The 15,210-nt window shown below is 34.2% G+C and carries 13 protein-coding genes; 7 read left to right on the top strand and 6 right to left on the bottom strand.

The features are described from left to right. The first annotated feature begins 47 nt into the window (after nt 1-47). The 5 genes from H4O20_RS08555 (at nt 48) to H4O20_RS08535 (ending at nt 4,082) form a co-directional block, all read left to right on the top strand. A complete protein-coding gene (locus H4O20_RS08555) occupies nt 48-590 on the top strand; it encodes a DUF4287 domain-containing protein (protein ID WP_139855226.1) in 543 nt (180 codons plus the stop codon). Between the two features lie 242 nt (nt 591-832). Continuing rightward, nucleotides 833-1,321 (top strand): MepB family protein, encoded by a 489-nt coding sequence (locus H4O20_RS08550; protein WP_139855224.1) that lies wholly within the window; start codon nt 833-835, stop codon nt 1,319-1,321. Between the two features lie 55 nt (nt 1,322-1,376). Next, nucleotides 1,377-1,997 carry a hypothetical protein gene (locus H4O20_RS08545; RefSeq protein WP_185098959.1) on the top strand — a complete coding sequence of 207 codons (621 nt, stop codon included), beginning with the start codon at nt 1,377-1,379 and terminating at the stop codon, nt 1,995-1,997. A gap of 324 nt (nt 1,998-2,321) precedes the next feature. Beyond that, nucleotides 2,322-3,671, top strand: a complete 1,350-nt coding sequence (locus tag H4O20_RS08540; RefSeq protein ID WP_185098978.1) for an MATE family efflux transporter — start codon at nt 2,322-2,324, stop codon at nt 3,669-3,671. A gap of 204 nt (nt 3,672-3,875) precedes the next feature. After that, nucleotides 3,876-4,082 (top strand): hypothetical protein, encoded by a 207-nt coding sequence (locus tag H4O20_RS08535; protein ID WP_139855218.1) that lies wholly within the window; start codon nt 3,876-3,878, stop codon nt 4,080-4,082. 102 nt (nt 4,083-4,184) lie between these two features. Here H4O20_RS08535 and H4O20_RS08530 read toward each other — a convergent pair whose 3' ends face one another. The 3 genes from H4O20_RS08530 to H4O20_RS08520 all read right to left on the bottom strand — a co-directional run bounded on the left by H4O20_RS08530 (nt 4,185) and on the right by H4O20_RS08520 (nt 7,254). Next, nucleotides 4,185-4,673, bottom strand: a complete 489-nt coding sequence (locus tag H4O20_RS08530) for an MgtC/SapB family protein (protein WP_185098958.1) — start codon at nt 4,671-4,673, stop codon at nt 4,185-4,187. Between the two features lie 230 nt (nt 4,674-4,903). Beyond that, nucleotides 4,904-5,668 carry a CDP-alcohol phosphatidyltransferase family protein gene (locus H4O20_RS08525; protein ID WP_185098957.1) on the bottom strand — a complete coding sequence of 255 codons (765 nt, stop codon included), beginning with the start codon at nt 5,666-5,668 and terminating at the stop codon, nt 4,904-4,906. A gap of 95 nt (nt 5,669-5,763) precedes the next feature. Then, nucleotides 5,764-7,254, bottom strand: a complete 1,491-nt coding sequence (locus tag H4O20_RS08520; protein WP_185098956.1) for a PLP-dependent aminotransferase family protein — start codon at nt 7,252-7,254, stop codon at nt 5,764-5,766. 86 nt (nt 7,255-7,340) lie between these two features. Here H4O20_RS08520 and H4O20_RS08515 point away from each other — a divergent pair, with 86 nt between their 5' ends. Continuing rightward, a complete protein-coding gene (locus tag H4O20_RS08515) occupies nt 7,341-9,230 on the top strand; it encodes a TonB-dependent siderophore receptor (protein ID WP_185098955.1) in 1,890 nt (629 codons plus the stop codon). A gap of 153 nt (nt 9,231-9,383) precedes the next feature. On the opposite strand, the gene H4O20_RS08510 is transcribed toward H4O20_RS08515, so the two are convergent. Further along, nucleotides 9,384-10,679 carry a T9SS type A sorting domain-containing protein gene (locus H4O20_RS08510; RefSeq protein ID WP_185098954.1) on the bottom strand — a complete coding sequence of 432 codons (1,296 nt, stop codon included), beginning with the start codon at nt 10,677-10,679 and terminating at the stop codon, nt 9,384-9,386. 248 nt (nt 10,680-10,927) lie between these two features. Next, nucleotides 10,928-12,208, bottom strand: coding sequence for a sorbosone dehydrogenase family protein (locus H4O20_RS08505; protein WP_185098953.1), 1,281 nt, complete (start codon nt 12,206-12,208; stop codon nt 10,928-10,930). A gap of 197 nt (nt 12,209-12,405) precedes the next feature. Here H4O20_RS08505 and H4O20_RS08500 point away from each other — a divergent pair, with 197 nt between their 5' ends. Continuing rightward, nucleotides 12,406-14,757, top strand: coding sequence for a TonB-dependent receptor (locus H4O20_RS08500; protein WP_185098952.1), 2,352 nt, complete (start codon nt 12,406-12,408; stop codon nt 14,755-14,757). Here the strand turns inward: H4O20_RS08500 and H4O20_RS08495 are convergent. Beyond that, entirely contained in the window at nt 14,752-15,204 is a 453-nt protein-coding gene (locus tag H4O20_RS08495; protein WP_185098951.1) for an isoprenylcysteine carboxylmethyltransferase family protein, read from the bottom strand. The genes H4O20_RS08500 and H4O20_RS08495 overlap by 6 nt on opposite strands. Nucleotides 15,205-15,210 lie beyond the last annotated feature (6 nt).

Here is a 15,210-nt window from a genome sequence, read left to right as displayed (position 1 = left end):
GGAAAGCGTGACCCACTAAAATCCGAAGAACATAAAACATTATTCCTATGGACAAAGCTCTCAAAACAATGATTGACAATATGCCTGAAAAAACAGGAAAATCATTAAGCGAATGGAAAGCAATCTTGAAAGAAAAATCCTTTACCAAACATTCAGAAGGTGTAAAATATCTAAAAACTGAGCATAATGTTACTCACGGATTTGCCAATACTATTGTAACGCTTTCTAAGGATGAAAATACTCCTTCCGAAGACCTTATTGAAAATCAATATAAGGGTAAAGAAAATTTAATTCCAATTTATAAGGAACTCATTACATACATTAAATCATTAGGGGATGATGTGACTATAACTCCAAAAAAAGGAAGTGTAAGTATTATACGGAAAAGACAATTTGTTTTAATTAAACCTGCTACTAAAACTAGAATTGATTTAGGTTTTAAATTAAAAGACAAACCTACCACTGAAAGACTTGAGGACTCCGGGCCTTTTGGAACTATGTGTACCCATAGAGTAAAGATATCGGAACTGAAAGAAATCGACCGTGAACTAAAAAAATGGATTAAAGAGGCTTACGAAAAATCGATATAAACGGGCTACCTTAACGTTCTCTGCTTACTTACCTCGCTAGTGCACGATTGCATCGCGTTCCCTCCCAATTCCATGTTCATACATATTAGTAAAACACCGTGAAATCATTTAGCCATAAACCACCGCTACCTAAGAACCGAAACTTTCGAGAGCATCATCACGAAATTCTGACTTAGCATTTACCAAACCATACCCCAATAAAACCCAACAATCCCATACAAATAAATAGAGAGAACATTAAAATGAACAGCAATTTAAAAAAGATTGATAGAGAAATATACGCCCAATGTTCTCTTCAAATTTCGGACTTAAAAAAAGAACCAGAAGGAAAAGAATATGATGCTTGCCAATTCAAACTTAACGGAATGAATATTATTTGTAGAAGTTCTAAAGTTACACCTAAAAAAATTGGACAATTTGTAACTTTCTGGAAACGAAATAATGATGGAATAACAGAACCTTTTAACGAAAATGACGAGATTGACTATTATGTAATAAATGTAAATTCGGAAAATAATCTTGGGCAATTTGTATTTCCAAAATCTGAATTAATTAATAAAGGAATAATAGCAACAAAACTAAAAGACGGAAAAAGAGGGTTTAGAGTTTATCCTAAATGGGACAAAGCAGAAAATAAGCAAGCTAAAAAAACTCAAAAGTGGCAGTTAAATTACTTTTACGAAATAAATAATTCAACGGACTTAAATAAAGTGTCGGAATTATATAAATAACCACTATTAATACCGCGCTGCTGCGCGATTGTATTGCACGCATCCCATGATTTGAATGAAAAATTCCATTTTAAAATATTCAATAATTCTCTTTTTGCTTTCTAGCTGTAGAATAATATATCCTGACATTAAATATGAGCCTATCAAATTTGGTTCTTACTACTTTCCCACATATGATGAAGTGAAGTTTAAGGAGAAACAAAAAGAATCTGGAGAAATCAATCTGTGGAATTCCACAGGGCCTAACGATTCTCTTAGTGAATTTACTAATCAGTGGTACTCAAAACACCTTAATAGTCTTGGGGAACCAATCTTACATACCAAGAAGAATAAAAAGAAAAAGGTTATAAGATTCACGCATTTAGGCACTTGGTCCAACCCTTATTCATATAGATTAGAGAAGGACGATGAGGTGGTAAAAATAACCTACAATAAAACAAGAGGACTTGGTGGTTATAAAGCAGGTAGGAGAATTAAACACAAAACAAAGAAGGTAGATTTGGAAAAATGGGAACAAATCATAGAAAAAGTCGATAAAATTGATTTTTGGAATATTGAAACTCACGACCCAAACATGATTTTTGACGGAGAAGAATGGATTTTAGAAATCTTAATCGACGACCGATATCATTTTGTAAGCAGAAATAGCCCAGATGTTTACGATGGAAAAGAATAGCGGAATTATGTACGCTGATAGCGAACTCGTTTAGTGATTAGAATTATTGCTAACGGGAGTTTAAACATAATATATAATAAGTCTTTATCCAGAAGTAACTGTATAAATCATATTTACAAAAAATCAAATATCAAAAAAAAATCAGCTTTGAATTCCTTACTACTTCTTCAATAAATGAATACCCTGAAAATGTAAACAAGCTTATTTCGTATTGTAATCTATAATCTTATGAGTATTAAGAGTTATTTAGGTATTATTTCGGAAAGGTTGTTACAATTTTGCCGTAATGACTCCTAATAAAAAAATAAGTTTACAGAAGGGAGAATTCTTAGCTCTCTTATAAGCTTAGCTCTGCCCATAATTTTCGCCAATATTCTTCAATCTGCTTATCAGCTTATTGACACCTTTTGGTTAGGACGATTAGGGGCCGATGCAGTTGCGGCTGTGAGTTTAAGTTTTCCATTGCTTTTCTTAGTACTATCGTTAGGTGCAGGACTTACCTTGGCTGGAACTGTTTTGGTAGCGCGGTACAAAGGTGCCGAAAATCAACAGCAGGTAGATTTTAGTTCATCTCAGAGTGTTTTTCTTATTTTTCTAACTTCTATTGTATTAGCGATTATCAGTTATTTTGCTTCAGCTCCCTTAATGCAATTAATTGGTGCTGGTCCTGATATTATAGACGACTCTATACAGTATTTTAAAGTTTCCTCCTTAGGTTTTGTTTTTCTATTCCTGTTCTTCATTTTCCAATCACTAATGCGGGGAATTGGGAATGTAATGCTACCTGTATATATTGTTTTATTTACTGTAATACTCAACGCTGTTTTAGACCCGCTATTCATATATGGCTATGGGTTTGTGCCTGGATATGGCGTAGCAGGAGCAGCTGTGGCAAGTGTAGCCACTCAGGCTATTGCTTCTATTATCGGTTTAGTTATTCTTTTTAGAGGGAAGCACGGAATTAAAATTTCGCTCTCGTCTATGTACTTTAATATGGAGAACTTAAAAAGAACTTTTAATATAGGTTTTCCAGCAAGTATAGAACAATCTACTCGTGCTTTGGGGATGACGTTTATGATGGTGATTGTTACAAGTTTTGGAAGTGATATAGTAGCCGCCTACGGAATTGGTGCTCGTATGTTGAGTTTTATTGTAATTCCTGCCCTCGGACTAGGAATAGCAACTACCTCTTTGGTGGGACAAAACATTGGAGCTTTAAAGATAAAACGTGCTGAAAAAGCCGCTGTTTTAAGTGCTAAAGTATCTTTCTTTGGCTTTACTGGGTTAGGATTATTAATGTTTTTGGTTGCCGAACCTTTAACAACCTTCTTTATTCCAGAAGATCCACAGGTAATTCAGGATGGAACTTTATTTATAAAAATAATGTCGCTGAGTTTTGGCTTTCTCGGACTACAGCAGGTAATGAACGGTACTTTTAACGGTGCAGGATTTACAAAGGCATCCATGTTTATTTCTATAATGAGTTTGTGGTTGGTGCGTTTCCCATTAGCTTATTTGCTTTCATATACATTGGAAATGGGCCCCGAAGGTATTTGGTGGTCCTTCCCTATTTCAAACCTAATAGCAGGTATTGTTGCTTTCAGTTATTTCAAAACAGGCTATTGGAAGAAAAGGGTTGTTCGAGATAGAAGCTTTCTAACTGCTCATGATTAATGTTCCGTATCAAGATAAATTATTCATTTTTAAAAGTTAACAAATTAACTATCTCCACTTTATCGGTGTTAAATTATGTTAGCTAATATCGGAAAACGCAAAAGTTTTAATAGTTTGGCGAGTCAATAAATCTTTCAATTTTCATCTAAAGAAATTTGATTGACAGTAACTGAAGCAATTATTAATCTATTAAATATCTGTATTATGAAGAAGAAAACGCCAATGCTTGACCCAAAAGTTAAAAATGAACAAGATATAGAAAAGCAAGACTCTCCTGCTGAACCAAATTCAAAACCTGATACCGTAAAAAAACCAGAAAAAGGTGATGCTAAAGATGTTCCAGAATCTAACGACCCTGCTGGCTATAGTGAAACTGAAAACATAAAGAAATCACCTTATAAAAAGGATTAAGTTTTTTTAAAATATAAAGTGAGTTTATGCAGCAATAAGGAGAATACTCACATAATTATAGGTTGATTGTCTTCAAATCGACAATGATTTTTGAAGGCAAGTTCAACCTACTTTTTTTCCAATAACTCCAAAAACAAGGTTTACCAGAAGTACTGCAACGGTAAATAAAATCAGATCGGTTACCAAGTATAAGGCAGCTAAACACCCTGCGGCTGCGCTACACCAGATTGTGGCAGCTGTAGTTAAACCTTGTACTGTTCCTCCTTTTTTGAGAATTACTCCTGCACCTAAAAAGCCAATCCCAGTTACCACCTGACTTAGCACTCGAGTGAGATCTATAAACTTCCCTCCTTGATATTCCAAGGATAGGATAACAAAAGCACAAGCACCTACCGCAACAAGCATATTGGTTTTTAAGCCAGCATCTTTCCCTTTAAATTCTCGTTCTAAACCTATTAAAAGCCCTGCAACAATGGCTAACAGAACTTTAAATAGAAAATCCGGACTAAACGAAAAGTCTGGCTCCTCTCCTATGCCTGTAAGTACTTTTTCAGTGGTTTGTATAACACTAAAAAGAAATGAAAACGTCATTTTGCTATTTTTTTAGGTTACTGATTGAGTCGATGAAAATTTATATTGGTTATAAAAAATTTTGTTAGTGAATTGCTTAATAGTAAAGGTCTTAAAAAAACACGAAAAGAATTAGATTCTACTTCCAAAATTTATACAATAATGATGAATACCTTGTTATTAAGCTTCAAAATCTTTCAAATACCACGAGTTTTTATTACCCTAAATCTTAATCCTCAAAAACATTCGGCTTAATAAAACTGTTTTCTAATTGCGATAAAAACAAATACCATAACAGTATAAGCTAAAAAGAATGGGAGAATAAACTCTTTAAGATTTAAAATTAACATTACTGCTATTAAAAATAATTGAAAACCGAGACCGAAGGTTGAAATCGCCGTCATAAACCAATTTGGAAATGTTTTACTCTGACTCGCTTTTCTGTCCAGAGCATAAATTATTTTATCAAAGACGCCATAGCAGAATTTATATAAAGCGAAGAGAATGTTTACATGTTTCTGCTTCTCTCCTTCTAAGGCAATAGGCGTTTTATTTTCAAAAACTCGGCTAGTACTATCTCCATCAAGTTTATTCCGTAGAATAACGTAGTAATAATTGTAAAGAGTGCCTTGTAATTGTAAACCTAAAAAAGCTAGAACACCAATATACCAAGCGGTATTACTAATATAAGCGATAGCTGTAAATATTATAGCGTTTAATATAATATCGGCTACAGAATCTAAATATCGGCCAGTATATGAAGGCTTTTCTTTTACTCGAGCTAACTCTCCATCTGCAGCATCTAAAATTGATTTTAAAATCAGAAAGAAAGCAGCCAACCAATAATAGCCTTTAACAACGCAATACACCCCAAAAAGGCCAGCGATTATAAAACTTATAGTCACATGAATTGGAGTAAAAGAAGTGTTTTTTAAAGCGTTGGCAATGGCTTTAGCTATCGGGCGTCCATAGTCGGATAAGTCTAGGAATTTATGTTGTTTTGGAAGTTTAGACATTCAGAGCTGCAATAATGAGTATTAAATTCTAGTAAATGTAAGGTTTAATGTTTAAAGCCTATTTTCAATAAAAAATAAGCAATTAAGGAAGTAAACTAAAGTTCTATTTTAGAGATAGAAACCTCGTAAAAAGCATCTTTGAGAATTAGTAATGTCTTTTCAATTTCATATTCGTTTAAATGTGCAAAAGACAACCTTAGAGCTGTTAAATCACGATTTTGGTAGAGACAAACACTTGGAATTAACAAGCCTTTTTTTCGTGCTTTTTTCTGTAATAAAACAAGTGAAATGTTTTCTATAAACTCAATCCAAAAGGCTAAACCGGACTCCGGAATTTTAAATTCAATTTTATTCCCGAAGTGGTAAGCTAAAAGGTTTGCAAATAATTCTTTTCTTTCCGTAAGTAGCTTTTTAGATTTTCTTTGATATCTGTGAATGTCACCCTGATGAATGATTTCCCCTAAGGCTTTTTGCTTCATTAAATCGCTTTTTCCAAAGACATTTAGGTATTTCGCTCCTTCTTTAAGTAAATCTTGTGGTCCGATTATGAAATTCATTTGAAATCCAGGGTGTAAAAACTTCCCGAAACTACCCATATATATCACACGATTTCCACCGTTTTTAGCAAAAAGCGTATCTCTTTTACTTTTCTCCATTGAAAATTCAAAATCGGTGTCATCTTCAATTATGATGAAATTATATTCTTCTGCTAATTTTAATAACTGAGATTTTCGTTTATCAGAAAGGTTAACGGTGGTAGGGTATTGACACCTAGAATTTATATAAACAAAACGAATCTCTCCTGCTTTAAAGTTATTTTGAATAAAATCTACGTCCATTCCATTTTCATCTATGGGAATGGTTTTCATTTTTGCACCCGCTTGATTAAATATCATATTAGGGAGAAAATAGCTGAGTTCTTCCACCAAAACAATATTGGCTGAATTAATCAACAATCGCGATAAGATTGAAAGTACTTGCTCCACGCCATAAACAGGTAGAAGAAAATTTCTTGAAAGATGAAAGCCTCTAGTTAGATTTAAATAATTACTTAGTTGGTTTCTAAAGAATATATTTTCATCAGTCGAATTAAAATGTGGATTCAATTTATTCTTTCGTTTTAAAACAGAAGCATAAAAACGAACAAGTTCTTCCGAATTAATCACTCGATAATCCGGTGTGCCATCGGTAAAATAATATTCTTCTACATTTCCTTCCAAGGGAGTATCTAAAATAAAATCCTTTCTGAAGTGAAAATCAGCCTTTTTTGGTGGTTGCTTAAAAGCGTTCTGCTTTAAGGCATTACTTGTGGAATTTTCAGGGTTTTTAACAAAGGTTCCAATACCAGGAAGTGTTTTCACCCAACCTTGCTCCTGAAGTTCGGTAAAAGCGGCTACTATTGTTTTTCGGTGAAGCTGTAGCTCTTCTGCTATTTTTCGGCTACCAGGAAGTTTATCTCCAGCCTCTAAATAATTGCGTTTTACTGCGTTAATAAATTGATACACAAACTGCATATAGATTGCATCCTTACTTCTGCGATCTATTTTTATTATTGACTGAAATCGAACTTTAACTGGACTACTCACTATTTACAATATGGACTACCAAAATTAATGGTTTAATCCGAACCTTTGCGCCCAATTTTAGAAATAGTACAGATTAAAAAACATTTATGAAAAACACATTAGTTGCTTTAGGATTAACGTCAGTATTTTCAATCACTGGATTTACTCAGGAGAATGATAGTATTGTAGATTCAAAACTGCAGCAGAACACTTTAGAAGAAATAGTTATTCGAGGAAATCGTCTTGAAACACCTTTTAATAAAGTAAGTAGGGATATTCAAGTAATAACCCAAAAACAAATTGAAGCGCTTCCAGCAAAATCCCTTAATGAAGTTTTATCTTATATAAGCGGAGTGGATATTCGCCAGCGTGGCCCGTTTGGAACACAAACAGATATTTCTATCGACGGTGGCACTTCAGAACAAACGCTTGTGCTTATTAACGGAGTTAAAATGCTTGATTCTCAAACAGCGCATAATATGATGAATATTCCTATTCCATTAAGTGCGATAGATCATATTGAAGTATTAAGAGGTGCAGCAGCTAGAGTATATGGTATAAACGCCCTTACTGGAGCTGTAAATATCGTTACCAAAAATCAAAATTATTCGTCAGTTACTGCAGATGTGAAAGCAGGAAGTTCTTTCAAAAGTAAAGAGGAAGGTGATGGTACAGGAATTTACGGAGGTGGATCTATTGAGGTTACAGGAATTTATGGCACTGAAAAACAAAGCCAATTAATCTCTGTTTCACAAAGTAATTACAACGGACAGCGATACAATTCAGGTTCAAAAAACACTCGGTTATTTTACAATGGAAATTATGATATAAACATAAACAACAGCCTTCAAGCAATGGCGGGTTACACAACGAGTTTGTTTGGGGCAAACGGATTTTATGCTGCGCCTTACGATGTCAATTCGGAGGAGTTAGTAGAATCGTCTGTTTTCAGTATTTCTTCAAAACATAAACTCGGCAACTTTACCTTTTCTCCACGTATTAGTAACAGATATGGAGAAGACGACTACCGTTTTTATAAAGACGATTTAAGCAAAGCTCGTTCACAACACTACACCAACGCTTTAATGCTTGAATTTAATAGTAGTCTTGAAACTAAGATAGGAACTTTTGGGTTTGGCTGGGAATCGAGATTAGAACAAATAAACAGTTCAAATATTGGAGAGCACAAGCGAAATAATCACGGTGCTTATGGAGAACTAAAGAGTGGTATAGGTGAGAAATTGCAAGGTTCAGTTGGAGTTTACGCAAATTACAATACCGATTTCGGATGGCAGCTGTATCCAGGAATAGATTTGGCCTATCTTATAAATAATAATTGGAAGGTTTCAACAAGTATTGGCTCCGGACAGCGAATTCCTTCATTTACCGATTTATATTTAGATCAACGCCCAGGGAATGTTGGAAATGAATTACTTCAACCTGAAAATGCTTGGAATTACGAAGGAAATATTCAATACGCTAAAAATAATTTTCAGGCAAAAGCGGGCTATTTTTACAGAAGTATTACAGATTTCATCGATTGGCTGAGGAATGATTCTTCTGAGCCATACTCACCAACTAACTTCGGTGAAAATAAAATGCACGGAATTTTCGGTAGAGTTAAACAAGATTTTACTTTAGGAAACAACCAGTCTATAGGATACCAAGTGAGTTATAATTATCTGAACCCTTCTATAGAGACTTCATCTGATAATCAATCAAAATACACCTTAGAGTCTTTAAAGCATCAGTTTGTTGCAGGACTTCATTATAGAAACAAAAACATTTCTCTAAATGTAGTAAATAGATGGTTAAAGCGCGAGTTAGCGAATGGGTACAATATTGCTGATGTTCGTCTAAATTACCACCTAAAAGACTTTCTGTTATATTCTGAAGTGACCAATATATTTAACGCATCGTACAATGAGGCTGGCGCAGTGCCAATGCCAACACGCTGGTTTAGTTTAGGTGTGAAATACAACTGGAAAAACATCTAAAAATATAGAAGAACAGTGTAGATAAAATTTCTTAAAGATTTATATTTCCTTTACTATAAATAAAAATGAATCACCCTCTTGCTTCCAAACCTGGATTTAAGAGGGTGATTTTTAATAGTTAGTAAATAACTAAAAACTTTAGGATAGGATTTATTACTTTATCACAAACTTTCCAGTTGTTTTTGAATCTCCTACCTCAACCTTATAAAGATATACTCCAGAAGCCCAGTTTTTTGTAGGAATTGTAATGGTGCTATTTATTCCATTTTCAATAGCTTTATTGTACTGTACTCTACCCATAACATCGGTAATTGTTAAGGTTGCTTTATTACCCAGTTCTTTTGGAAGCTGAAGGTTAACAAAATCACTAGCAGGATTTGGATATACAATTGCTTTTAATGTTGATGGCAATTCTTTTACACTTAGTACCTCAGCTGGAACTGGAGCTTTATAAACCCCTCCTACATCTTCAAAGCTAGAAAATACTCCACAGTACATAGTTTCTCCATTGAAAACAAAATTCATCGGTACTCCGTAAAGATCGACTCCTGGCACAGGTGAAAACGCAGGGAATTCTTCGCGATAATCAGTCCAAGTTTCCCCGTGATCTAATGTATAGTAAACCGCGTCGTGCACATGCCCCATAAAGAACGCTCCTTCGTAGTATTCTAAAATTCTAACTGTAGTTTGTAATCCGGCAGGAATTGGCATTGTTTCCCAATTCTGAAAATCGGTAGTATATCTAATCGCATCTGGAATTCCACCAGCATTGTAAGCCACATAAAAAGTATCGTTAACAACTAATGAACTACCTGCGTACCCGTAGTCGTCCACTTGTGACCAAACATCTGCTGTTTCATCGTACTTCCAAATTCCAAAAGCACCTACATTGTATAATTCTCCATTAAAAGATTTTAAATTATATGTCCACTGCCCTCCGTTGTCAGGATTGTCAACATCCCATAAAGATTCCTGATCGGTAAGATGCCATGTTTCACCATTGTCTTCACTATAAACAACACCAATACTTAAAACAGAAGCATATACTCTTCCGTTGTGGTATTCCATTGCATAAATAGCATCATTTTCAGTAGCAGAAGGAAGTAAGGCTTTAAAACTTACATTGGTCCAAGTTTCACCATTGTCGTGTGAAATAGCGACATTGCAATCCACACCGCCCATATAAACACTTTCATCTTTTACAAGAGAAGATGTGTAGGCATAATCTGTAGCAGTAGATTTTGTCCATGACGCTCCTTCATCTTGAGAGATGTAAATTCCACCTAATTCAGGATAAATATCTTCGGCAGCAATTAAGTTTCCATTTTCGGCTTGACTTAGCACCCAGGTACTCTTATCAAAACCTGTGGATTGCCATTGTGCTGTAAGGACAGAGGTATTTAAAAATAAAAATGCAACTAGTGCGAATAGTAAAGTTTTTTTAATCATAATAAAGGGAAATTTTAATGGTTTTTAAAAAAGTTAGATTTTTTAAATTATTAGTAAAATATTAAAAACAAATGGCTAACATACCAATTTATTTTAACAGAAAATGAATGATTTCAAAATTTTATAATACCCTTATTCCCCACCCCTATGTAAACAAAAGATTGCTAGTATTTTAGTGAATTAGAATACTAATTATAAATATCTAAGTTTTTTAAGATTAGAAATTTGAATGCATTTATTAATATTTTCTAATTCCCCTTATAACTAACTCTCCATATATGATGTGTTTTATCGTCTGTAATTAACATAGAACCATCTGCTAAAACAACTGCCCCTACAGGTCTACCACGCACCTCATCTTTCTTTGGCTCAACTATAAAACCTGTTAAAAAATCCTCAGCTTTCCCTGAAGGCTTTCCATCTTTAAATGGAATAAAAATCACCTTATATCCTGAAAGTATATCTCTATTCCAAGAGCCGTGTTGGACTACAAATGCTCCGTTTTTGTATTTCTTTGGAAAAGCATCTGCCGTATAAAACACCAAGCCTAAAGAAGCAGTATGCGAACCAAGATCTACATCTGGAACTATAGCAGATTTTAATCTAACATTGGGTGGTACAGGCATTCTAGGGTCAAAATTGTTTCCCCAGTATGAATAAGGCCAACCGTAATAACCATCTTCCTGAACAGAAGTTAGATAATCTGGCACCAAATTATCTCCTAAGCCATCTCGTTCATTTACGGTAGTCCAAAGGGTTTGAGTTGTTGGTTCCCAATCCATTCCTACTGGATTTCTAAGGCCAGAAGCAAATACACTAAGATTGCTACCGTCGGAATTCATAACTAATATATTAGCCTTCATCACTTCATGCTCCATTCCTTTTTCACCAATATTATCGCCACTACCTACTGCTATATAAATTTTAGAGTTATCTTCATTGGCTATAATATTACGAGTCCAATGCTGATTCACTTTCCCAGCTGGTAGGTCTACAACTTTTTGCCCTTTCGTCTTAATTTTTGTCTGTCCTGTTTCATAAGGAAAACTCAATATCGCGTCGGTATTTGCTACATATAAACAATCCCCTATTACCAGCATTCCAAATGGTTGATTTAAACCTTCTTTTTTAGTTAGTAATATTTCTCTAAAATCAGGGAGTCCATCATTATTTGTATCCCGAAGTAGGGTAATTCTATCGGCACTGCGTTTTAAATTGTTTGATCCTCCTGCACCAATAATCGCGGCACCTATTCGCTTTAAAAGACTATAATTACTATTGCTTTCAGCTACTAATACATCTCCATTTGGCAATACGTACATCCAACGTGGATTCTCAAAACCATCTGCATATTTAGTAACCTGAAAACCTTCAGGAGCTTTGGGAGTTTCACTATCTTTCCATCCTATTACATTAGAATAATTGGAAACCGACTTTGTTTCAAAAGGTTCAGGTAATGGTTTTTCTTCTTGTGAAAAGAGAGACAATTGGACTATAATTAAAGCTAAAAGTGAAATGGACTTTTTCATTTTTTATATTTTAAACTATTCAGTATTGAATAGTAGTTAATGCCAATGAAGATATTGTATAAGATTAAAAATTTCTCTTAACAAATTGTTATACTTTTAAATAGAAACAGCTGAGTTAAAAATTAGGTAAACTTTCTGCCTCAATTAGCCAATTCTATTCTTATTGCTTATTTTTAAATAGATTCGAAAAATTAGATATGAATAAAATTTACTTACCCTCCTCCTATTTTAAGTCTCGCTATTCAAACCTATCATTTTCTATTATCGCAATAGCATTTTTTTTCTTGAGCGTTTTTCCCAACACCTTGAATGCACAAGAAATACAAGGAACAGTTTACTCAAATACTAATAAACCTATTAACGGAGTGTCTGTATTCTTGAATAGTAAAAAGCTTACGGAAACAAATAGCGAAGGGGTTTTTAGTCTTTCGAAAGCTTATCAGCTTCCTATTAATTTGAGATTGGAACACCCTAAATATTATATTAGTACTGTTACAATTTCAGAAAACAACTCTACTTTTAAGCTATCTCCACTTTCAAAATCGGAAGATTTAGATGAAATTATCTTAACAACAACTACCCAGAAACAAACCTCACCATCAGCAGAAATAATAATCCCAACTGAAAAAATAAAGACGGAGAAATTCGATGCGTATAGTCCTATTGAGCTTATTTCAGCAATCAATGAAACGCCTGGGGTATTTATTCAAAGTGGTGCATTAAACACCAATAGAATTACGATTCGCGGGTTTGGGTCACGGACACTTTATGGCAGCAATAAAATTCGCGCTTATTTTAATGGTATTCCAATTACAAACGGAATTGGGGAAACAACCATTGATATGTTTGACCCAGAAGATTTACAATCGCTAGAAGTTATAAAAGGCCCAAAGGCCACACAATATGGCACCAATCTAGGGGGAACACTTTTATTAAATTCAAAACAAGCTGCGGTAGGAGAAACTTTTCTGAAATCAAATCTAAGTTTAGGTTCCTTCGGCCTTATAAAAAATACTGTGAGCGCTGCAACTGCTACAGAAGAGTTTTCTTTGAATATTAATTATGATCATCTCGAAACCGATGGCTTCAGGGAAAATAATAAATACAATAGAAATGGATTACTACTAACTTCCAACTATAAACTAAATGCCAAAAGTGAAATTTCACTTTTAGTAAATTACATCGACTATAACGCTCAAATTCCTAGTTCAATTGGCAAAACTGCTTTTGAAGAAGACCCCACACAAGCTGCATTTACTTGGAAAATGGCACATGGTTATGAAGACAATAAAATTCTATTAACTGGTTTAAGTTTTACGCAGCATTTTACGGATAACTTTACTAATAGCACCAGCGTATTTTATACCTATTTAGATCATTATGAACCGCGACCTTTTAATATTTTAGATGAATTCACCAATGGATTTGGAGGTAGAACAGTTTTTAATAAAGGCTTTCACTTCTTGAAAAACGAGGCAAATTTCAGTTTTGGAGGAGAATTTTATAAAGATCAATACAACTGGAAAATCATAGAAAACCTTTACGAAGACAACAATGGCAATGGAAGTTTAGAAGGAAATTTATTAAGCGATAATATTGAAAACAGAGATAACCTGAACATTTTTGCCACTGTAACAATTCCATTTACTGAAAAGCTTAAGGGACAGTTTGGGTTGAATTTCAACAACACAAACTACAGCTTTACCGATGAGTTTAATTTAGGTGATGCCAATAAAAGCGCAGACCGAGACTTCGACCCTATTTTTGCACCGAATGTAAATCTGCTTTATCAATTTAATGAGAACTTAAGTGCTTATTTTAATTTCAGTCGCGGATTTAATTATCCTTCCATTGAAGAAACCCTAACTCCAGAGGGTGTTATAAATCCAGACCTCGGACCTGAAAAAGGATATAATTACGAAGTAGGAAGTGAAGTATTTCTATTAAAAAGGAAACTTCACTTTAAAGTAAACGCCTATCTTTTAGATATTGACGATTTGTTGGTTGCAGAGCGTGTTGGCGACGATCAATATATCGGTAGAAACGCAGGAAAAACAGAACATAAAGGAATTGAATTGCAACTCTCATACCTCCATCCATTAAGTAATTCTGGTTATATTTCGCCCTATATCAATGCTGAATTCAACAATCATAAATTCATTGATTTTGTAGATGGTGATCGCGTTTTTTCTGGTAACAAACTCACAGGAGTTCCTGATAGAAAAGTGAATGGTGGAATTAATTTTGGATTTAAAAATTTCATTTTAAATACCAATTTTCTTAATATAGGCGAAATGCCTATGAATGACGCTAACCAACTTTATTCAGAAAAGTATACCGTTTTAAATGCTAAAGCATCTTATAAAAAAGAGCTTTCTAAAGCTTTATCAGCAGAAATGAATGTTGGCATCAACAACTTTACAGATGAAAAATACGCTTCTTCTATATTGATAAATGCAACTGGTTTTGGCAATAGTGAACCACGGTATTATTATCCAGGAATGCCTAGAAATTGGTTTGGTGGAATCAAACTGAAATACGTTTTATAACCCAGGAAAGAATCGTCCTGATCGTTTTTTATATTCAGTGTAGTTCGGGAATTTTTCAATCAGACATTTTTCTTCGTATAAACTTTTAATGTAAAACAGTACAAAAAGAAGTGTGGCGATAAGCAATCTGTATCCAGAATCAGTGATAACCGCATAACCGTAGAAAGCTAAAATCAACCCCGTATAGATAGGATGACGAACCAACTTATAAATACCAGTCTCGACTAGTTTGGCGCCAGGTAAAGGGCTAGGAAATGGTGATAGGTGAATATTGAGATGTAAGACAGCAACCACCGTTATAAAGGCTCCGGAAATAAAAAATAATAGCCCAATCCAAAATAATACCTCCGGAAATATTATCGATAATACTTCAAAATCGAAAGCAAAAGCTATAATCAACAGGAATTGAAACAGCACAAATAATATGTCTTTTAGTGGAATTTTCAACTGGAG

The sequence above is a fragment of the Aequorivita sp. 609 genome (assembly GCF_014212065.1).
GTDB lineage: Bacteria > Bacteroidota > Bacteroidia > Flavobacteriales > Flavobacteriaceae > Aequorivita > Aequorivita sinensis.
The sequence above is the reverse complement of the archived record's forward strand: the minus strand, read 5'-3'. Positions and strand labels throughout refer to the sequence as shown.

What these genes read in the sequence shown, in the direction of transcription:
- H4O20_RS08555 (WP_139855226.1), top strand. Translation starts at nt 48, where the DNA reads ATGGACAAAGCTCTCAAAACAATGATTGACAATATGCCTGAAAAAACA.
- H4O20_RS08550 (WP_139855224.1), top strand. Translation starts at nt 833, where the DNA reads ATGAACAGCAATTTAAAAAAGATTGATAGAGAAATATACGCCCAATGT.
- H4O20_RS08545 (WP_185098959.1), top strand. Translation starts at nt 1,377, where the DNA reads ATGAAAAATTCCATTTTAAAATATTCAATAATTCTCTTTTTGCTTTCT.
- H4O20_RS08535 (WP_139855218.1), top strand. Translation starts at nt 3,876, where the DNA reads ATGAAGAAGAAAACGCCAATGCTTGACCCAAAAGTTAAAAATGAACAA.
- H4O20_RS08530 (WP_185098958.1), bottom strand. Translation starts at nt 4,673, where the DNA reads ATGACGTTTTCATTTCTTTTTAGTGTTATACAAACCACTGAAAAAGTA.
- H4O20_RS08525 (WP_185098957.1), bottom strand. Translation starts at nt 5,668, where the DNA reads ATGTCTAAACTTCCAAAACAACATAAATTCCTAGACTTATCCGACTAT.
- H4O20_RS08515 (WP_185098955.1), top strand. Translation starts at nt 7,341, where the DNA reads ATGAAAAACACATTAGTTGCTTTAGGATTAACGTCAGTATTTTCAATC.
- H4O20_RS08510 (WP_185098954.1), bottom strand. Translation starts at nt 10,679, where the DNA reads ATGATTAAAAAAACTTTACTATTCGCACTAGTTGCATTTTTATTTTTA.
- H4O20_RS08505 (WP_185098953.1), bottom strand. Translation starts at nt 12,208, where the DNA reads ATGAAAAAGTCCATTTCACTTTTAGCTTTAATTATAGTCCAATTGTCT.
- H4O20_RS08500 (WP_185098952.1), top strand. Translation starts at nt 12,406, where the DNA reads ATGAATAAAATTTACTTACCCTCCTCCTATTTTAAGTCTCGCTATTCA.